Here is a 19,045-nt window from a genome sequence, read left to right on the forward strand (position 1 = left end):
CCCCGCTCATTGCTTGATGGTCATCGACTTGATCTGCCAGGCGAACTTGGCGTCGCCGGCGGAACCGTCCAGTTCCAGCGGATACTGGTCGCGCGGATAGATCAGGAACAGCGGGCCGAAATCGCTGACCTTCAGGCGCTTGCCGTTCATCGCGTAGGCAAGCACCACGCCATAATGCGCGGCGTCGGCCACCGGCACGATGCAGGTGTAGTCGTCGATGGTATGGATCTCGATCTCGCTACCGTAGGCGCCCACGGCCTTGAGCACGTCGGAGAGCAGCGGTCCCGTGAAGGTAGAGCGCGGCGTCCATGTGGTCGAGGTGGCGATCGCGTGCACGGGCAGCTTGAGCAATTGCGCCTCGGTGAAGTGATAGGCCGTGTGCGCCGGGTTGTTGGTCACGCGCACTTCGCCGTCGATGTCGAGCGAAAGCGGCGCGAGCGGCGCGGCATGCGCCGCCGCGCTTCCGGCCGCCAGCGCCATTGCGGCGGTCCAGCGCCGCCAGCCTGCAAGTCCCCACATCCTTTCAAACCCCTTGTTGCATCGTTCTTCGTCTGGCCGATTCGTGGCGCCTGCGGCGCATGCGCCTCGCCGGCACTTCGCGGGCGTGCCAGCAGGCGCGCCCGAGCATAGGCATAATATCGTCAAACTTTGAACCGACAATAGCCGTCGCGGCCGCGCCACACGGGTACGGCCCGCCGCTTTGCGCCGCTATTTCCGCTTCCGAAGAGATGAACAAACCTGTCGTGCCGCTCACCTACGAACAACTCGATCACTGGGTCGAATCGCTGCAGCCGCTGCTGGTTGCCGAAGATTTCGCCGCCGTGATCGGCATCCTGCGCGGCGGTGCGCCGCTCGCGCTGATGGTCTCGCACGCCACGGGCGCGAACGTCGCCTTCCTGCGCTACGAGCGCGAAACGCGCGAAGTGCGCTGGGATTCGACCCTGCCGCTGCCCGAGCCGGGCTCGAAAGTGCTGCTGTGCGAGGACATTGCCGGGCGCGGCAACACGCTCGTGGACTGCATCGCCTTCCTGCGCGAGCACGGGCTCGTCGTGCGCACGCTCACGGGCGCCTACGACGACCTTTCGCGCCTGCGCCCGGACTACTCGATCGACGCGAGCGGCTACTTCGCGCTGTTCCCGTGGGAGCGCCAGGCGTACACCGACCGCTACCGCGAGGACTGGACCCGCGACGGCGCGAAGGAAGGCACGCTGATGGCCGACGACCACGAATACGCGGTCTACGCGATCGACCTGGACGGCGTGCTGCTGCCCGACCTGCCGCTCGCGCGCTACGACGAGGATCTCGACGCCGCGCTCGCCGAACGCGACGCGCTGCTGCCGTTCGAGCGCATTCCCGGCATCGACATGAAGCGCACGCGCGCCATCATCACCGGGCGGCCCGAAATGGACCGCGCACGCACCCAGGACTGGCTCGAACGCTATGGCTTCGGGCATCTGGAGCTCGTGATGCGGGTGCCCGACGAGCACGACGACACGCCCTCGGACGCCGCCGCGCACAAGGCGGCCGCGGCGATCCGCTGCGGCGTCACGCATTTCATCGAGAGCGACCCGGTGCAGGCCATCTTCATCGCCCAGCGCGCGCCGCTGTTGCGCGTGATCTGGTGGAACGCGCACACGCGCACGGGCACGCTCATCGGTGCTTCGGTCTGGAGCTGAGCGGCCTCGCGCGTTCAGTTCAGCTCCCTTCCTTCTTCCAGGGCCCGCGCCGCGCGCGGCGACGCCACGACGATGAGCTTCATCGTCGCGCGCGTCGCGCCGACAAAGAGCTTGCGCGCGGCGCGCTCGTCGAACGTTTCGAAATCCACCTCGGTCAGGATCACGCAGGGCGCGGATTGCCCCTTGAAGCGATGGACGGAGTCGAGCAGCACGTCGCCCTCGCGATACTGCGGGTTGCCGAACAGGTCGTACTGCCCCGTGAAGCTGCGCACGCGATGCGGCCCCAGATGATCGAGCGCCGTGAGCTGCGAATGCTCGCGCCCGCGAAACGACAGCACCACGATGTCCTGCTTGCGAAAGCCGAGCGCAAGCGCCTGGGTGATCGCGCGCTTGGTGGCGGCGGCCACGGGCGGCTCGCCGGCGGCGTCGGCCCCGGCAGTCTCGTCCCAGGTGGCGAGTGCGACCTCGGAGCCGTCGAACGGGCTGCCCGCCACGAGTTCGGCGAGCGCGGGCGCGGCCGGGCCGGCGGCGTCGCGCAGGAAAGCGAGAATGTCGCGCGGGCTGCGGTAGTTCGTGCTCTCGCGCAGCACGGTCCAGCCCGGCAATGCAACCGGCTCGCGCAGATAGAGGTTCTGCAGCGGATCTTCGAGCCACCACCACGACGCGGCCGGGGCCAGCAATCGTTCGAGCGCCGCAACCCAGGCTTGCTGGAAATCCTGGCCCTCGTCCACGATCAGAACGTCGAACCGCCAGCGTTCGTCGATGGGCGCCTGCGTGAAGCGCCGCTCCAGTTCCGCGAAAACGTTGCCGCCCTCGAAATCGGGCACGTGGCCGACGTCGCGCGCCACCCAGTCGCAGAGCTGGTGATAGTTCGCCACTTTCGCCCCGGGCGGCGCGACCTTCGCGATATGGTCCGCGAGCGGCCGGTTGAAGCAGACGTAGAGCGTGCGCTGGCCGCGCGCCACCGCGTCCGCCATGACCTGCACCGCGAGCTGCGTCTTGCCCGAACCCGCCGTGCCGATCACGCGCAGCCGGAACGGCGCGAATTCGAGCCGCCGCGCCCAGATGGCGAGCCCGCCCGCGAGCCGCGTGACGAGCGTGCCCGCCGCGCCGACCAGCGCGCTGGCGTCGGGCGCGAGCGAGAGTTCGTCGGCGAGAAAGTGGTGGATTTTCGCCGCGCACGGCAAGCGCGGCTCGTCGGCGGGCAGCGCCTCGAGCACGATCGAAACGAGCCGCGACTTGCGCGCCGCATCGACAATGCGCGCCGGATTCACGCCCGCGATGGCCGGATCGCGCACCACATGATCGGGGCAATACAGGAGTTCTTCGAGGCAGTACGTGCCCGCCCCGAACGCCGCGGTGAAGCGGCGGTGCAGCCCCTCGACGGTGCGCGCGAGCGCGACGGCCACATTGCGCTCGGTCTGCAGATGCGCCTTCACGAGCCCGTTCGGCGTCTCGCGCAGAAAACCCGTCTTCTGCTCGACGATCATTACGCGGCCCGCCGGGCTCACGATCACGAAATCCACTTCGCCGAAGACGGAAAAGCCTTCGGCAAGCCGCGTCCAGTGCACGCCGTGATAGACCGTATAGCCGGCCGGCAGGCCGCGTTCGAGGAGCGCGAGCGTTTCGCGTTCGCGCGCGGCGGCGCCGGCGGCTTCGAGGTGTTGCCAGTTGTCGGGGACGATGCGGGCCATGGACGATCCTCGCGGCGGTTGGGTGGAGTTATTCTAGGGCCTGTCACCCGGCGAAGGTTCCCATGTAGCGGCCAGATAGTAGCCATGGAGCGGCTATGAAGCGGCTATGAAGCGGCTATGAAGCGGCCGTAAAAAAGCCGTAAGGGATGCGATCCGGCAAACACCCTGCCGGATCGTGTATCGTTTCGCCCTGCGCTTATGACCTCAAGGAGAGTGCGCCCGATGCTTACGATCTGGGGACGCGCCAATTCGGTGAACGTCCAGAAAGTCCTGTGGTGCTGCGATGAACTCGTGCTGCCGTTCCAGCGTATCGATGCGGGGCTGCAGTTCGGCCGCGTCAACGAGCCGGAATATGTCGCGCTGAATCCGAACGCCAAGGTGCCGACACTCGTGGACGGCAATTTCGTGCTGTGGGAATCGAATTCGATCCTGCGCTACCTCGCGATGGAATACGGCCCGTCCAGCCTGCTCTATCCGGCCGAGCCGAAAGTGCGCGCGCTGATCGAACGCTGGCTCGACTGGTCGATCGGCACGCTTGCGCCGGCCGAGCGCCCGCTCTTCCAGGCGCTCGTGCGCACGCCACCCGAAAAGCGCGACATGGCCAGGGTGGCCGACGACCTCGATCAGGTCGCCGCATTGTGGAAGCTGCTCGACCACCATCTGCAAGGGCGTTTCTTCCTCGAAAACGAACGCTTTTCGCTGGCGGACATCGTGATCGGCGGATTCGCGCGGCGCTGGTTCGGGCTCGAAGGCATCGAGCGGCCCGCGCTGCCGAATCTCGAGCGCTGGTATCAGCGCATCTCGCAGCGCGAGGGCTTTCGCAAGTACCTCGCCCAGCCGCTCACCTGAAACACGTTTGCGGCACAACGCAAGCGCGGCAGCGAGGGCGGGCGCAGCCGCTGCCCGCCCCGTATAATTGCCGCATGAAGACAGCAAAACCGGCCCCGCACGATCACGGCCACCCTCACCACGAGCACGGCGGCGACGATCACGCTCACGACGGCGTGGCGCCCGCGTCCATCGGCGCCGCGCTCGAAATGGCCGAGGTCTACTGCCGCGAGCGCGGCGAGAAGCTCACGCCGATCCGCCGCAAGGTGCTGGAACTGCTGCTGGCCTCGGGCCGGGCCACCAAGGCCTATTCGCTGCTGGACGAAATGCGCCAGATCCACCCCGGATCGGCGCCGCCCACGGTCTATCGCGCCCTCGATTTCCTGCTTTCGGCCGGGCTCGTGCACCGGATCGAATCGATCAACGCCTTCGCCGTCTGCCACGACCTCACGCAATGCCAGCACGGCATCCTCGTGGTCTGCCAGCAATGCGGCAACGTCACCGAACTGCACGAGCCCAGGCTGCGCCAGGCGCTCGTCGCGCAGATCGAGGCGGCGGGATATCGCCTGGAAGGCGACGGCATCGAGCTCAAGGGCGTATGCGCGCAGTGCCGCGCGGCGGAGCCCGTTCAGGCCGCCGGCGTCGACATCAAGGCCGCAGCGCAGTCCTCCTGAAAACCCAGGGAACCTACAGCGACTGCCTCGCCTCGATCGCGTCGCTCAGCAGCGTCACGAGGGCTTCCGGCTCGGCCGGCTTCGTCATGAAGTGCTGAAACCCTTCGCCGATACTGCGCAGGCGCCAGCTTTCGCCGGTGTGCCCGGTCAGCGCGACCGCGACGGTGGGGGCATGATCGCCGCGTATTTCATGGTCGCGCAGGCGCTGGATCAGATAGAACCCGTCCATGGCCGGCAGGTCCAGGTCGCAGACCACGGCATCGGGCAAGAGTTCGAGAACCGCTTCGACGCCGGTTTCGGCATCTCCCACCGCCACCACGCGCGCCCCTTCCGACTCGAGCAGCGAGGCCAGCGACGCCCGGCTTTGCGGATCGTCTTCGACCAGGACAATGGTCGTCCGGTCGAGTTTGTGTACTGCATTCATTGTGTTAGCTTGAAACTTCCTGTTCGTCTGGCTTGCCGCGCCATGCGCGAACGCCGTCGCGGGCCGCCCTTCCAGCGCAAGTTTAATGCCGTCGCGAGCGGCGGCGCATGTCGCGTGCACGGTGCGCCGCGCACGATAGCCCCGGCGCAAGTCACGTCGATGAAACCGGCTTGCCTTGCGGCTTTCGCTGCCTTACCGAGGGCACGGCGAGGGCACCGGTCACGCCTTTTACCCGGTCCCTTTGCCGATGGCGGCGAAGGCTTCGAGGGCGCGCTCACGAGCGAGTTCGTGTTCGACGATGGGCCAGGGGTAGTCGTTCCCCAGACGCACGCCCGCCGCCTCCCGTTCTTGCGGCGCCGCCTTCCACGGCTGATGGATCAGCTTGTCGGGCAGGCGCGCCAGTTCGGGCACCCATTGCCGCACATAGGCGCCACGCGGATCGAACTTCTGGCCCTGCAAAACCGGATTGAAGATGCGGAAATACGGTGCCGCATCGAGGCCGCATCCGGCCACCCATTGCCAGTTGGCCGGATTGCTGGCCGGGTCGGCGTCCACAAGCGTGTCCCAGAACCATCGTTCGCCCTCGCGCCAGTCGAGAAGCAGGTGCTTCGCAACAAACGACGCCGCCACCATGCGCACGCGATTGTGCATCCAGCCCGTGTGCCAGAGCTCGCGCATTCCGGCGTCGACCAACGGATAGCCGGTCAGGCCGCGCTGCCATGCGCGCAGGCCTGCGGAGTCGCTGCGCCAGGGCATGGCGTCGAACGCGGGCCGCAGATTCCGCGCCGCCAGATCCGCGAAGTGGAAACGCTGGTAGTGGCTGAACTCGCGCCAGCCCAGTTCGCTCGCGAACTTCTCCGCCGCCGCCGAGCGCCGTGCCGAAGGCTCCGCGTGCACGGCTGCGCGCAGCGCGGCCCAGACCTGGCGCGGCGACAGGGCGCCGACGGCCAGATACGGCGAGAGGCAGCTCGTGGCGGACAAGGCGGGTTCGTCGCGTTCGCCGGCGTAATGGTCGAGCCCATCGGCGAGGAAGGCGCCAAGACGCGCCAGCGCGGCGGCCTCGCCCGCGGGCCAGGCCGCGCGCAAACCGCCGGACCAGTCGGGCGCATGCGGCGCGAGCCCGAGCGCGTCGAGATGGCCGGCGCGCTGCACGAGCGCTGCCGGTAAGTGTTGAAAAAAGCGTTGAAAAAGGCGCTGAAAAATTACCCGCTCCGGTTCGGGAAGCGGCGGCGGAATGTCCTTCTGACGGCACGCGCGCCAGTAGGCCGTAAAGACCTTGAACGGCTGCCCGGATTGATTGAGCACCGTCCACGGTTCGTTGAGCAGCTGACCGTTGTGGCTTTCGACGCCAATACCGCGTGCGCGCAGATCGGCCTTGATTGCGCGGTCGATCTCACGCTGAGCGAAACCGTAGCGGCGATTCCAGTAGACCGCGCTCGCGCCGGTTTCTTTCACGAGCGTGGGCAGCGCCGCGGCGGCCTTGCCTTGCAGAATCAGCAGCTCGCCGCCATGCGCCGCGAGCGCGGCTTCGAGGGCCTGTAGCGACACGTGCAGCCACCAGCGCGCGGCGCCCCCGGGAGGCCGTTCGCCGGCGGCGTCCGGATCGTGAATATAGACACAGATCAGCGGCCGGCCAGTCGCGGCCGCCTGGGCGAACGCGGGATGATCCGCAAGACGCAGATCGTCGCGAAACCAGACGATAACGGGCGCGGAATTCGGCGTTACGGTAGGCAGATTAGACCTCGAATGGGATAAAAGCAGGGAGCGCCAACGGGAGCGCAGCCGTACCACGCACGCGCGCTTGCGCCTTAACGGGGCGTGCCGGCTTTGTCGACCGCCGCGCCGCCCGGCAGAGGCCCGATCCCCTGCGTGATCAGCGCCACCGCATGCTGTGCGATCTCGCGCGCGCCGATCTGGCGCTTGTCGGGATCGTTGCGCCACTGGCGCGAGGTGGCGAGCGGCAGCAACGTGAGACCCAGCAGCGACTGAAACAGCAGCGACGGTTCAAGCGCCGGATTCAGGCGCCCTTCGCGCTGCCAGCGTGCGATCGCCGCCTGCGCCGCACTCTGGTTCGAATGGCCGAACCGCTCGTGCATGCGCTGGCGCAACAGGCCGCCTTCGCTGAGCACCTCGCGCACCCACAGCGGCGCGAACCACGGATAGCGCGCCCCCACTTCGACGAAACGCTCGGTAAGCAGCGTGAGCGCGGCGACGGGATCGTCGGGATGCGCCTCGAAGATGCCGCCCATGGTCTCGCGCAGCGGCACGAAACGCTCGTCGATCAGCACGTCGATCAACTGATCGCGGGTCTTGAAGTAATAGTGGACCATCGCGGAGGTCACGCCGGCCTCGCGGGCGATCGCCGCCAGCGTGGTGTCGACGATGCCCTGGCGCGCAAAGAGCGCCAGCGCCGCCTCGATCAGCCGCGCGCGCTGCTCCGCCCCGCCCGCGCCGCCGCTCGGCCGGCCCGGACGGCGGGCAGGACGGCAATCGACGGTTTCGGGTGCTGTGGACGCGGGGGTATCGGATTCGCTCATTTTTCCGATTATCTCCCTACTTATCTCTGGTTACGTTTCAGTCTTTGACTGTATCCCGGAATTCTTCTAATATTAATCGTCAAGTTAATTAATTTCAAGACGGTCCCACTGCGATGGAATCCACAACGGAACGCACCCTGCCGGTCCAGCACGACGCCGCGCCCGCGGCCGACCATCCGCCGATCCGGCTCCTATTCCCCGCGCTGCTGCTCGTCATGCTGCTCGCGGCGCTCGACCAGACGATTGTTTCCACGGCGCTGCCCACCATCGTCGGCGAGCTGGGCGGCCTCGACCGCCTTTCGTGGGTCGTCACGGCCTATCTGCTCACCTCGACCATCGTCGTGCCGCTCTACGGCAAGTTCGGCGACCTCTACGGGCGCAAGATCGTGCTGCAGGCCGCCATCGCGATCTTTCTCGTCGGCTCGGCGCTGTGCGGCATCGCCCAGGACATGACGCAGCTCATCGTCCTGCGCGCCGTGCAGGGTATCGGCGGCGGCGGGCTCATGGTCGTGACCATGGCGGCCATCGGCGACGTCATCCCGCCCGCGCAGCGCGGCAAGTATCAGGGCATGTTCGGCGGCGTGTTCGGGCTCGCGACCGTCGTGGGGCCGCTGCTGGGCGGGTTTCTCGTCGAGCATCTGTCGTGGCGCTGGATCTTCTACATCAACCTGCCGCTGGGCGCGATCGCGCTCGCCGTGATCGGCGCCGTGTTCCGCCCGCGCGCCGCGCAGGTGAAGCACGTGATCGACTACATGGGCGCCGCGTGGCTCGCCACCGCGCTCACCTGCCTGATCCTCTTCACGAGCCAGGGCGGCTCGATCCTGCCCTGGTCCTCCGTGCAGCTGTGGCTCACGCTGCTGCTTGGGGGCGTCGCGGTGGCCGGCTTCATCCACGAGGAAAAGCATGCCGTCGAACCCATCATGCCGCTCGAACTGTTCCGCCACCGCACCTTCGTGCTGTCGAGCCTGATCGGCTTCATCGTGGGCGTCTCGCTGTTCGGCTCCGTCACCTTCCTGCCGCTCTATCTGCAGGTCGTGAAAGGCTCCACGCCTTCCGAGGCCGGCATGCAGATGCTGCCGATGATGGGCGGCGTGCTCGTGATGTCCGTGATCACGGGCCGCACCATCAGCAAGATCGGCAAGTACCGCATCTTCCCCATCGTCGGCACCGCGCTCGTGGCGCTCGCCATGGTGCTGCTCGCGCGCCTGCAGATCGCCACGCCGATCCATCAGATGTATCTGTACATGGGCATTCTCGGCTGCGGGCTCGGCATGGTGATGCAGGTGCTGATCCTCGCCGTGCAGAACACCGTCGAATTCCGCCATATGGGCGTGGCCACCTCGGGGGCGACGCTGTTCCGTTCGATAGGCGGTTCGGTGGGCGTGGCCGCGTTCGGCGCCGTGTTCTCGCACGGCCTGCAAACGAGGCTCGAAAAAGTGCTTACGCCCGGCGTCGAGCTGCCGCAGCCGCTCACGCCCGAGGTAATCCGCCACCTGCCGCCCGCGCTGCATGCCGGCTACCTCGACGCGTTCGCCGGCGCGCTGCATCTGGTCTATCTCTCGGCGGCGATCGTAGTGCTGCTCTCGTTCGCGCTGGCCTGGCTGCTGCAGGACGTGCCGCTGCGCAAGCAGCCTTGACGTTGCCCGTTGCGGCGCGCCCCTCACGCGGCCTGCGCGCTCAACTCCATCGCGCGCTGCAATGTTTCGTACACCTTCGGGCGAGCGCACTGCGAGACGTTGAAGCGCAGGAAGTCGCCGGCGCTGCGCGAGTAGCTGAAGACATTGCCCGGCGCGAGCACCATGTCCTGCGCGAGCGCCTCGCGCGCCACCTGCGCGGCGTCGAGCCCGTCCGGCAGACGCGCCCACACGAAGAGGCCCGCCTGCGGCCGCGTCCACGCAGTGAGGCCGAGCGACGCGAGACGCCGCAGCGTTTCGCCCATCGCGTCGGCGAGGCGCGCGCGTAGTCCGTCGAGATGGCGGCGATAGGTGCCGTCCACGAGCAGGCGGTGCACGAGATCGGCCGCCACCTCGCCATTGCCGAACGACACCGCGAGCTTCAGATCGACGAGCGCCTCGACCCAGTCGGCGCGCGCGGCGATGAAGCCGCAGCGCACGGCCGCCGACATCGTCTTCGAAAAGCTGCCGATCGTCACCACGCGCGCAAGACCGTCGAAGGCCGCGAGGCGTGGGGCGGGGTCGGTTTCGAAGTCGGCGAAGATGTCGTCCTCCACGATCAGGAGATCGTGCTCCTCGGCGAGCTTGAGCAGGCGATGGGCGACCGCCGGCGCGAGCGTCGCGCCCGTGGGGTTGTGGAGCGCCGAATTCGTCACGTAGAGCCGCGGGCGATGTTCGATCAGCGCGCGCTCGAACGCGGCGAGGTCGGGGCCGGCGGGCGTGTACGGCACGCTCGCCACGCGGGCGCGATGCGCGCGCAACAGCGCCTGGAAGTTGAAATAGCAGGGGTCGTCCACGAGCACCGTATCGCCCGGTTCCAGCAGGAAACGGCACACGAAGTCGAGGGCCTGGGTGCCGCCGTCGGTGAGCACGATCTGCTCGGGCCCCGCTTCCACGCCGTGCTGCGCGAGACGCCACGAGAGTTGCTGGCGCAGCGCCGGCAAGCCCAGCGGAGAGGCATATTCGGCCAGCGGCGCGCGCGGATCGCGCGCCTGCGAGCGCAACGCGCGCCGCACGGCGTCCTGCGGCAGCCACGAAGGCGGCAGCCAGCCGCAGCCGGGGCGCAGCGCGTGCTGATCGGCTTCGAGCGACTGGCGCGTGAGCCAGAGCGGATCGATCTCGCGATCCAGACGCGGACCGAGCGCCGCGAGCGCGAGCGGCGGCGCATGGCCGGCGACGAAGAACCCGGAGCCGCGCCGCGCGACCAGCACGCCCTCGCCTACCAGCCGTTCGTACGCCTCCACCACGGTGGACTTCGAGACGCCCATCTGCTCGCTCATGGCGCGGACCGACGGCACGCGCGCGCCGGCAGCCAGCGCGCGGCCGGCAATGCGCCCGCGCAGCGCCTCCATGACGTGCGCGACGCGCGTGAGCGTGCCGCTCGTGGATGCTTCCGTTTGTGCTTGCATTTGCGTTTGGCCGATGTCCCGCATCTGTACTGCTCTGTATTCAGTACAGTTTTGCGAAATTGTACTGATCTGTAGCTTACCCTCTGCCCGGCCCGAGCGCATCATCCGCCGGATGTCCGATGCCATCCGGCCGACTTCGCGGCCGCCCCGAACCATGCGCAAATCTCTCGACTCCACCGCCGACGGCTGGCTCTGCGGCCTCGCCGGTGTCCTCATCTTCAGCGGATCGCTGCCGGCCACGCGGGTCGCCGTGCTGGGCCTCGATCCGCTGTTCCTCACCGGCGCGCGCGCGACCATTGCCGGCGCGCTCGGCATCCTGCTGCTCGCGTTGCTGCGCGCCGCGCGGCCCGAGCGCCGCGAACTCGGCCCGCTCGTCGTGGTGGCGCTCGGCGTGGTGGTCGGCTTTCCGCTTCTCACCGCGCTCGCGCTGCGTCACGTGAACTCCGCGCACGCCATTGTGTTCGTCGGCCTCCTGCCGCTCGCGACGGCCCTCTTCGGCGTGCTGCGCGGCGGCGAGCGCCCGCAGCCCGCGTTCTGGATCTTCTCCGGGCTCGGCAGCGCCGCCGTGGTGGCCTTCGCGCTGCGTCACGGCGTGGATGCCTCGCCGGTCGGCGACGCGCTCATGCTCGCGGCAATCGTCGTCTGCGGGCTCGGCTATGCCGAAGGCGCGCGCCTCTCGCGCCGGCTCGGCGGCTGGCAGGTGATCTGCTGGGCGCTCGTGATCTCGCTGCCCGTGATGGCGCCGCTCGCCTTCTGGCTGCGGCCCGCTTCGTTCGCCACCGTCGGCGCGGCGGCCTGGTGGGGGCTGGCCTACGTGTCGCTGTTCAGCATGCTGATCGGCTTCGTGTTCTGGTATCGCGGGCTCGCGCTCGGCGGCATCGCCGGCGTCGGGCAGTTGCAACTGCTGCAGCCGTTCTTCGGTTTCCTGCTCGCCGCGCTCGTGCTGCACGAAGCCGTGCCGCCCGCGATGATCGGCGTGACCGCCGTCGTGATCGCCTGCGTGGCCGGCGCGCGGCGCTTCGGCAGCCTGGCGCCCGCCGCCCGGGCCTCCGCCCCGCGCGCCTGAACCCATGCGTTGCACTGCGCACCCGGCGACTGCGCGCCGGTATTTTTGACAAGCTTTCAATCCGCCGCCGTCCGAGGCATAGTGCAAGGCGCTACCGCGCACGCCGCGCTGGCGCCTTCCCAACCCCGACTCGAGACGCATGAACGCACCCGCCGACGTCCGGCCGCTCCTGCGCGACGCAGCGCCAGGCGACTTCCCCGCGATTGCCGCGATCTATGCGCATCACGTCCTGCACGGCGCGGCCTCGTTCGAAGAAACCCCGCCCGACCTCGATGAACTCCTGCGCCGCCATGCGGCCGTGCACGGCCACGGCCTGCCGTGGATCGTCGCCGAGCTGAACGGCAAGGTGGCCGGCTACAGCTACGCCACGCCCTACCGCCCGCGCGCCGCCTACCGCTATACCGTGGAAGACTCGATCTACATCGACGAGTCGTGCCGCGGTCTCGGACTCGGCCGCACCCTGCTCGAAGCGCTGATCGCGCGCTGCGAAAGCGGCCCCTGGCGGCAGATGATCGCCGTGATCGCCGACGCGCGCGGCGGCTCGCTCGCCCTGCATCGAAGCCTCGGTTTCGAGATGGTGGGCACGCTGCACGCCGTCGGTTTCAAGCACAACGAATGGCGCGACACCACGCTCATGCAGCGCGCGCTCGGCTCCGGCTCCAACACGGTGCCCGCCGCCTGAGCAGACAGGCAGCCAGCCGTCACGGGCCGGCTCCGCGCCCTTAAAATAGTCCGTTCGTCTCGCGCCGGCCGCACGCCGGCGCGCCCAGCCTGAACACGCGCGCGCACGCGGCACCCAAGACCGCGCGAGCGCGCGCCGACGACAAAGGACTTCCGCATGCACCCGCTACTCGCCCAGATTCACCCGTCCAACTGGAGCTTCCTGTGGGACGCGCTCACCTCGTTCGCGATGCGGCTCGTCGCGGCGCTGGCCATCCTGTGGATCGGCTGGTGGCTCGCGCGCAGCATCGGCCGCTGGCTTTCCGGGCAGGGCAGCATCGACGCGACGCTGCGTCCCATCGTCCGCGATTCGGCCAAGTGGGGCGTGCGCATCATCGCGCTGATCGGCGCGCTGTCGCAGCTGGGCATCCAGACCGCGAGCATCGTCGCCGTGCTCGGCGCCGCGGGCCTCGCCATCGGCCTCGCGCTGCAAGGTACGCTGCAGAACATTGCCGCCGGCATCATGCTGTTGCTGCTGCGCCCCTTCAAGGTGGGCGACTATATCGACGGCGGCGCGGGCGTGAGCGTGGCCGGCACCGTGGAGGAGGTCAACCTCTTCACGACGCGCCTCAAGAAGCCGGACGGCATCTGCGAATACGTGCCGAACAGCGCGCTCTGGAGCAACTCGATCCGCAACTACAGCCGCAATCCCACGCGCCGCCTCGACCTCGAGGTGGAAGTCTCGGTGCGCGACGACGTGAACCGCGCCATCGAGGTGCTGCGCGAGCTCGCCGACGCCGACCCGCGCGCGCTGCGCGAGCCCGCGCCGCAGGTGATGGTGAGCCGCTTCGACGACAGCACGGCGGTGCTCAACATCCGCGTCTGGGCCAATACCGACGTGTTCTGGGACCTGCGCTGGGATCTCTCGCGCAAGGTGCGCCAGGCGCTCAACGACGCGCAGTGCTCGCTGCCGCTGCGCACGCGCGAGCTGCATATCGTGCAGACGCCGCAAGCCGAACAGGCCCAATCGCAGGCCCAACCGCAAGTCCCGCCTCAGGCCCAGCAACCCGTCCAACAGCGGGCCCAGTGATGCTGAGCGCACTCCTGCGCCGCCTGCGCGGCTTCGCCACGCGCATCGTGCCGCATGGTTATCTGGCCTTGCTGCTCGTGGTGGATGGTCTCATGCTGCTGCGCCCGGTCGCCGAAAAGGCCTTGCGGCATGCGCGCGGCAACTGGTTCCAGGACTGGATCACGCTCATCGATGCATTCGGCCTGCTCGCGCTGCCGCAAGTCGTGGTCGCCACGGGCCTCACGATCATGGCGATCGGCATCGCCTTGCGCGCGCGCGTGGCCTGGGTGCTCTCGCTGCTGCTGCTCGCCGCCGCGGGCATCATCAGCATGTGGGGCGACTATCGCAGCGAGCCGCTCTTCGCCTTCACGGCGCTGCTGGCCGCCGCCCTGCTGTATTACTGGCGGCGCTTCGACCGCACGAGCCTCGCCGCCAGCTCATTGTTCGCCATCCTGAGCATTGGCTCGTTGCTGATCTACGCGGTGTTCGGCGCGCTTTATCTCGGCCCGGACTTCGATCCGCCCATCCAGAACCTCGTCACGGCGTTCTACTTCGCGATCGTCTCCATGTCCACGGTCGGCTACGGCGATATCGTGCCGCACTCGGATACCGCGCGGCTCTTCACGGCCTCGGTGATCGTGCTGGGCATCACCGTGTTCGCAACGTCGATCAGCGCCGTGGTGGGGCCCGTGATAGGCGGCAAGCTGAAACATATCGTGAAGGGAGGGATTTCCAACGTGACCCGCAAGAACCATTACCTGATCGTCGGCGCCTCGCCGCTCGCGCACAACGTCTACGCAGGCCTGAAAAAGCGCGGCTACGCGGTCACGGTGATCGTGGCGCCGAACACGCCGCACACCTATCCCGCGAACGCCGATATCGTGGTGGGCGACCCGAGCGACACGGCGACGCTGCACAGCGCGAGCGCGGAAACGGCGCTCGCCGTGCTGGCCCTGCGCCTCGACGACGCCGAGAACGCCTTCGTGATTCTCGCGATCAAGGAGCTGGCGCCGAAGGTGCGCACCGTCGCGCTGGTGAACGACAGCCGCAATCTGCAGCGGCTACGGCTGCTGCAGCCCGACATGGTGTTCTCGCCGCAATTGCTCGCGGGCGAGCTGCTCGCCCGCACGCTCAACAACGAAACCATCGACAACGACCTGATCTCGCACCTGCTGTTCGGCAAGGAGCATGCCGATGGGGCCGCGGCGCCGCCGGCCTGAGGGCGCGTAGTTCCGTGCCGGGTTCTGTGCCGGGTTGCGCCCGCAAATAGCGACTATCACGCGCGCGCGTGCGCAAAAGGCCCCGTATGACCTATGCTCCACGCTCGACCCGATCCGCGCGGGTGCCCGCGCCCGCGCGCTCCGCGTTCGTCCGCTGTCATTGTTCGCACCGTTCTCATCCGCATGTCCATCCGAGCGCAAGCCCACGGCGAAAGCGCCGCGCTCCGTACCCTGTTGCGCAGCGTCGGCCAGATCGTCCTGCAACGCCACGCCGGCACCGGCGCGTGCCTGCTCGCGGCGCTCGCCCTCTGCGACCTGCGGCTCGCGTGCGCCGCGCTGATCGGCGCGACGACGGCCAATGTCTGCGCCGTGCTGGCGGGCCACCCCGACGCCGCGATCCGCGACGGCCTCGCCGGTTTCAACGGCGCGCTCGCCGGCCTGGCGGCATGCAGCTTGATCGGCGACGCAGCCACGGCAATCGCCGCCGCGCTGCTCGCCGCCGCGGCCGCCGGCTGGCTCGGCGCGCCGCTCGGGCGGCGGCTCGCGCGCGCGGGCCTCTCCGTCTACTCGACACCCTGCCTCGTCGCCACGTGGGCCTGGCTCGCGCTGCGCGCGGGCGCCCCATCCGCACCGCCCGCGCCGGTGCACGCCTTCGCCACCCTGTTCGCGGCGGACGGCGCCGTGCCGCATTCCACGGGACTCGCCCTGCGCGCCCTTGGCGGCGTCCTCAGCGGCGTCGCGCAAAGCGAATTCGCGTCCGGCGCGCCCGCCGGCCTCCTCGTGCTGGCGGGCATCGCGCTCTCGTCGCGACGGGCCGCCGGCTTCGCGCTCGCCGGCGCGGCGCTCGCGAGCGCCGTCGAGCTGGCATGCGGCGCGGCGCCCGCCGACTTCGACGCGGGCCTCGCGGGCTTCAACGGCGCGCTGGCCGCGCTCGCCACGCTGACGCTCGGCACGCGCGCCGCATTCTGTGCGACGATGTTCGCCGCGGTGCTGCATCTGGCCGCCGTGCGCTGCGGCCTGCCCGCGATGACCGCGCCGTTCGTGCTGGCGAGCTGGTGCGCTCACGGCACAGCACGGGCGCTGAACCGCAAGGACGGCGCGGGCGGGGCCGCGCGACCGGCCGCACCGGCAACGCAGGACGCCGGCCCCACATCCGCGCACGACAATGACGCCACGCGCGCCGCCCCTTCCGTAGCCCGCTGAATCTTCGCCGCGCCCCCGGCAAGGAGCCACCATGTCATTCGCCCACCGCCCCACGAGCACGACCGCCGAGACCGGCCCGCGCTCCGCCGCCGAGCAGCAGTTGCGCATCGATCTGGCCGCGGCCTACCGGCTCATCGCGCTCAACGGCTGGGACGACCTCATCTACACGCACGTCTCCGCCGCGATTCCCGGCGAACCGGGCCGCTTCCTGATCAACCCGTTCGGCCTCGCCTTCGACGAAGTCTGCGCGTCGAACCTCGTGAAGATCGACACGGAAGGCCGCATCGTCGGCCCGAGCGACCATCCCGTGAACGCCACGGGCTTCGCCCTGCACGCCGCCGTCCACCTCGCGCGGCCCGACGCGGTCTGCGTCATGCATCTGCACAACACGGCGGGCATTGCCGTCTCGATCCAGCGCGGCGGCTTGCTGCCCGCCTCGCAACATGCGCTGCGCTTCTACGGCCAGCTCGCATGGCATGACTACGAAGGCCTCGCGTTCACGCCGGCCGAAGGCGCACGGCTGACGGCGAGCCTCGGCGACCGCCCCGCGATGCTGCTGCGCAACCACGGCACGCTCACCACGGGCCGCACGGTCGCCGAGGCCTACGTGCTCATGGCCACCTTGATCAAGGCCTGCGAGATCCAGCTTCAGGCCCAGGCGGGCGGTGAGCCGCTGGTATTGCCCGCGCCCGAAGTGGCGGCGCGCACGGCCGAGCAGCTCTACGACGGCGGCGCGATCGAAGGCGAGCTCGAATGGCCCGCGCTGCTGCGCAAGCTCGACCGCCTCGACGCGTCGTACCGGAACTGAACCATCCCACCCTGCCTTACACGGAGACAACTCATGCCGACTTTCCATATCGAACTGTTCGAAGGCCGCACCGTCGAAAAGAAACGCGAGCTGGCCGCCGCGCTCACGGAAACCACCTGCCAGGTGCTGGGCTGCGACCCGCAGAGCGTCGACATTCTGTTCGTCGACGTCAAGCCCGCGGACTGGGCAACGGGCGGCAAGCTCTGGAGCGATCCGCGCTGAGCGCGGCAAGCGCGCGTCCCGGCGCCGTAATCTTCCTGGCATTCCTGATTACCCTTGCGTGCCGCCGTCCCGGCCGTCGCGGTCCGGGACGGTCCCCTCCAGATCCCCACCTCATCTCTACACGTTGCGCACCTGGTCAGGTTGACGCACCCATGCCGCAGCGCGGTGTATTGACGCAGATCTACAGGCCGCACGTCTGATCAGACGCCCCCGCGTTTGCATCATTGTTGATTTGCATCAACGCGTTATCGGACGATCTCGTCATCGGTTAATTGCGATGTGCGACATGCTGGCGCACATCGCGGCGCAGCAAAACCGCCTGCGTTCCCCTACGCTTACGCTCATCCGCACGAGCCGCAGCCGGCCTTTCCGGCGCGACGATCGAGCGGACCCATTCCGGCAAGCAAGCATCAGGCACGCACATGGACACCTCGCTCTCGGCCTTCGACCTGGCCCGGCTGCAATTCGCCTTCACCGTTTCCTTCCACATCGTCTTTCCCGCGCTCAGCATCGGCCTCGCGAGCTTCATCGCCGTGCTCGAAGGCTGCTGGCTCAAGACCGGCAAGTCGTACTACAAGGATCTTTGCCTGTTCTGGTCGAAGATCTTCGCGGTCGCCTTCGGCATGGGCGTGGTCTCCGGCGTCGTCATGAGCTACGAGTTCGGCACCAACTGGGCCGGCTTCTCGTCGTTCGCCGGGCCCATCACCGGCCCGCTCCTCATGTACGAGGTCATGACCGCGTTCTTCCTCGAAGCGGGCTTCCTCGGCATCATGCTGTTCGGCTGGAACCGCGTGAGCCCGCGCGCGCACTTCGGCGCGACGCTCATGGTCGCCATCGGCACGCTCATCTCCACGTTCTGGATCCTCGCCTCCAACAGCTGGATGCAGACGCCCCAGGGCTTCGAAGTCGTGAACGGCCATGTCGTGCCCACCGACTGGTTCAAGGTCATCTTCAATCCGTCGTTCCCGTACCGCCTCGCGCACATGGCCATCGCGGCCTTCCTCGTGGCCGCGCTCGTCGTGGCCGCCACCGGCGCGTGGCATCTGCTCAAGCGGCGGCGCGACCCCGCCGTCAAGACGATGTTCTCGATGGCGCTCGGCCTTCTGCTCGTGCTGGCCCCCGTGCAGGCTTTCGTCGGCGACCAGCACGGCCTGAACACGCGCGAATACCAGCCCGCCAAGATCGCCGCCATCGAGGGCCTGTGGGACACCGAACAGGGCGGCACCGCGCTCAATCTCTTCGGCATTCCCGACATGCAGGCCGAAACCACGCGCTACGCCGTGTCGGTCCCGCACCTCGGCAGCCTGATCCTCACGCATAGCTGGGACGGCGAGATTCGCGGCCTGAAGTCGTTCCCGCCCGACCAGCGCCCCAACTCCACGCTCATTTTCTGGACCTTCCGCGTGATGGTGGGCCTGGGACTCCTGATGATCGTGCTGGGCGTGGCCGGTTGGGTCCAGCGCCGGCGCGGCCGGCTCTATGAATCGCGCGGGTTCCAGCGCTTCGCGCTGGCGATGGGGCCCACGGGCTTCATCACGCTGCTCGCCGGCTGGATCACCACCGAAGCCGGCCGCCAGCCCTGGGTCGTGTACGGCGTGATGCGCACGTCGCAAGCGGTGTCGCCGCTCACGACGCAGCAGGTGAGCGTTTCGCTGATGGCCTTCGTGGTCGTGTACTTCCTCGTGTTCGGCACCGGCATCTACTACATGCTGAAGCTGATCCGCAAGGGTCCTGCACTGCCGGGTCATTCCGAAGATGGCGCGCGCCCCGCCGCCCTGCCCGGAAGCCCGGCAACGCAGACCGCGCAAACCGCGCGCCGTCCGCTCTCGGCCGCCGATCAACTGATCGACGCCTGATCCCCTTCCCTCGCTTCGTATCGATA

General features: G+C 68.5%; 18 protein-coding genes. 12 read left to right on the plus strand and 6 right to left on the minus strand.

Annotated elements, in window-relative coordinates; genetic code table 11:
* Nucleotides 1-6: 6 nt before the first annotated feature.
* On the minus strand, nucleotides 7-519 hold the full coding sequence (locus tag BAC01S_RS18835) for a molybdopterin-dependent oxidoreductase (RefSeq protein WP_027796164.1): 513 nt from the start codon (nucleotides 517-519) through the stop codon (nucleotides 7-9).
* A 209-nt stretch (nucleotides 520-728) separates the two neighbouring features.
* Here BAC01S_RS18835 and BAC01S_RS18840 point away from each other — a divergent pair, with 209 nt between their 5' ends.
* Nucleotides 729-1,676, plus strand: a complete 948-nt coding sequence (locus BAC01S_RS18840; protein ID WP_027796165.1) for a phosphoribosyltransferase — start codon at nucleotides 729-731, stop codon at nucleotides 1,674-1,676.
* A 14-nt stretch (nucleotides 1,677-1,690) separates the two neighbouring features.
* On the opposite strand, the gene BAC01S_RS18845 is transcribed toward BAC01S_RS18840, so the two are convergent.
* Nucleotides 1,691-3,370: an ATP-binding domain-containing protein gene (locus BAC01S_RS18845; RefSeq protein ID WP_027796166.1), complete on the minus strand. Its 1,680-nt coding sequence runs from the start codon at nucleotides 3,368-3,370 to the stop codon at nucleotides 1,691-1,693.
* A gap of 222 nt (nucleotides 3,371-3,592) precedes the next feature.
* Here BAC01S_RS18845 and BAC01S_RS18850 point away from each other — a divergent pair, with 222 nt between their 5' ends.
* A complete protein-coding gene (locus tag BAC01S_RS18850; RefSeq protein WP_027796167.1) occupies nucleotides 3,593-4,219 on the plus strand; it encodes a glutathione S-transferase family protein in 627 nt (208 codons plus the stop codon).
* 74 nt (nucleotides 4,220-4,293) lie between these two features.
* Nucleotides 4,294-4,872, plus strand: a complete 579-nt coding sequence (locus tag BAC01S_RS18855) for a Fur family transcriptional regulator (RefSeq protein ID WP_027796168.1) — start codon at nucleotides 4,294-4,296, stop codon at nucleotides 4,870-4,872.
* Nucleotides 4,873-4,885: 13 nt separating this feature from the next.
* Here the strand turns inward: BAC01S_RS18855 and BAC01S_RS18860 are convergent, their stop codons facing one another.
* The 3 genes from BAC01S_RS18860 to BAC01S_RS31825 all read right to left on the minus strand — a co-directional run bounded on the left by BAC01S_RS18860 (nucleotide 4,886) and on the right by BAC01S_RS31825 (nucleotide 7,833).
* The gene (locus BAC01S_RS18860; RefSeq protein ID WP_027796169.1) at nucleotides 4,886-5,296 is read right to left on the minus strand and encodes a response regulator; all 411 of its coding nucleotides are present in this window, start codon (nucleotides 5,294-5,296) and stop codon (nucleotides 4,886-4,888) included.
* Between the two features lie 228 nt (nucleotides 5,297-5,524).
* Nucleotides 5,525-7,030, minus strand: a complete 1,506-nt coding sequence (locus BAC01S_RS18865) for a cryptochrome/photolyase family protein (protein WP_027796170.1) — start codon at nucleotides 7,028-7,030, stop codon at nucleotides 5,525-5,527.
* Nucleotides 7,031-7,104: 74 nt separating this feature from the next.
* The gene (locus tag BAC01S_RS31825; protein ID WP_043202794.1) at nucleotides 7,105-7,833 is read right to left on the minus strand and encodes a TetR/AcrR family transcriptional regulator; all 729 of its coding nucleotides are present in this window, start codon (nucleotides 7,831-7,833) and stop codon (nucleotides 7,105-7,107) included.
* Between the two features lie 113 nt (nucleotides 7,834-7,946).
* On the opposite strand from BAC01S_RS31825, the gene BAC01S_RS18875 reads away from it, so the two are divergent.
* A complete protein-coding gene (locus BAC01S_RS18875) occupies nucleotides 7,947-9,470 on the plus strand; it encodes an MDR family MFS transporter (protein WP_027796171.1) in 1,524 nt (507 codons plus the stop codon).
* A gap of 23 nt (nucleotides 9,471-9,493) precedes the next feature.
* On the opposite strand, the gene BAC01S_RS18880 is transcribed toward BAC01S_RS18875, so the two are convergent.
* Entirely contained in the window at nucleotides 9,494-10,915 is a 1,422-nt protein-coding gene (locus tag BAC01S_RS18880) for an aminotransferase-like domain-containing protein (RefSeq protein ID WP_027796172.1), read from the minus strand.
* Nucleotides 10,916-11,069: 154 nt separating this feature from the next.
* On the opposite strand from BAC01S_RS18880, the gene BAC01S_RS18885 reads away from it, so the two are divergent.
* The 8 genes from BAC01S_RS18885 (at nucleotide 11,070) to BAC01S_RS18920 (ending at nucleotide 19,019) form a co-directional block, all read left to right on the plus strand.
* Nucleotides 11,070-11,981, plus strand: a complete 912-nt coding sequence (locus BAC01S_RS18885) for a DMT family transporter (RefSeq protein WP_027796173.1) — start codon at nucleotides 11,070-11,072, stop codon at nucleotides 11,979-11,981.
* 139 nt (nucleotides 11,982-12,120) lie between these two features.
* Nucleotides 12,121-12,663, plus strand: a complete 543-nt coding sequence (locus tag BAC01S_RS18890) for a GNAT family N-acetyltransferase (protein WP_027796174.1) — start codon at nucleotides 12,121-12,123, stop codon at nucleotides 12,661-12,663.
* A gap of 156 nt (nucleotides 12,664-12,819) precedes the next feature.
* Nucleotides 12,820-13,731, plus strand: coding sequence for a mechanosensitive ion channel family protein (locus tag BAC01S_RS31830; protein ID WP_043202797.1), 912 nt, complete (start codon nucleotides 12,820-12,822; stop codon nucleotides 13,729-13,731).
* Complete coding sequence (gene kch, locus BAC01S_RS18900) at nucleotides 13,731-14,930, plus strand: voltage-gated potassium channel protein (RefSeq protein WP_043202799.1); 1,200 nt, start codon at nucleotides 13,731-13,733, stop codon at nucleotides 14,928-14,930. Before BAC01S_RS31830 ends, kch begins: the two co-directional genes overlap by 1 nt.
* A 183-nt stretch (nucleotides 14,931-15,113) precedes the next feature.
* Nucleotides 15,114-16,133, plus strand: coding sequence for an urea transporter (locus BAC01S_RS31835; protein WP_084168661.1), 1,020 nt, complete (start codon nucleotides 15,114-15,116; stop codon nucleotides 16,131-16,133).
* Between the two features lie 31 nt (nucleotides 16,134-16,164).
* Nucleotides 16,165-16,941, plus strand: coding sequence for a class II aldolase/adducin family protein (locus BAC01S_RS18910; RefSeq protein ID WP_027796176.1), 777 nt, complete (start codon nucleotides 16,165-16,167; stop codon nucleotides 16,939-16,941).
* Nucleotides 16,942-16,974: 33 nt separating this feature from the next.
* The gene (locus tag BAC01S_RS18915; protein ID WP_027796177.1) at nucleotides 16,975-17,163 is read left to right on the plus strand and encodes a 4-oxalocrotonate tautomerase; all 189 of its coding nucleotides are present in this window, start codon (nucleotides 16,975-16,977) and stop codon (nucleotides 17,161-17,163) included.
* Between the two features lie 422 nt (nucleotides 17,164-17,585).
* Nucleotides 17,586-19,019, plus strand: a complete 1,434-nt coding sequence (locus BAC01S_RS18920; RefSeq protein ID WP_027796178.1) for a cytochrome ubiquinol oxidase subunit I — start codon at nucleotides 17,586-17,588, stop codon at nucleotides 19,017-19,019.
* Nucleotides 19,020-19,045 lie beyond the last annotated feature (26 nt).

Source organism: Paraburkholderia acidipaludis NBRC 101816, from assembly GCF_000684975.1.
GTDB classification, from domain to species: Bacteria; Pseudomonadota; Gammaproteobacteria; order Burkholderiales; family Burkholderiaceae; genus Paraburkholderia; species Paraburkholderia acidipaludis.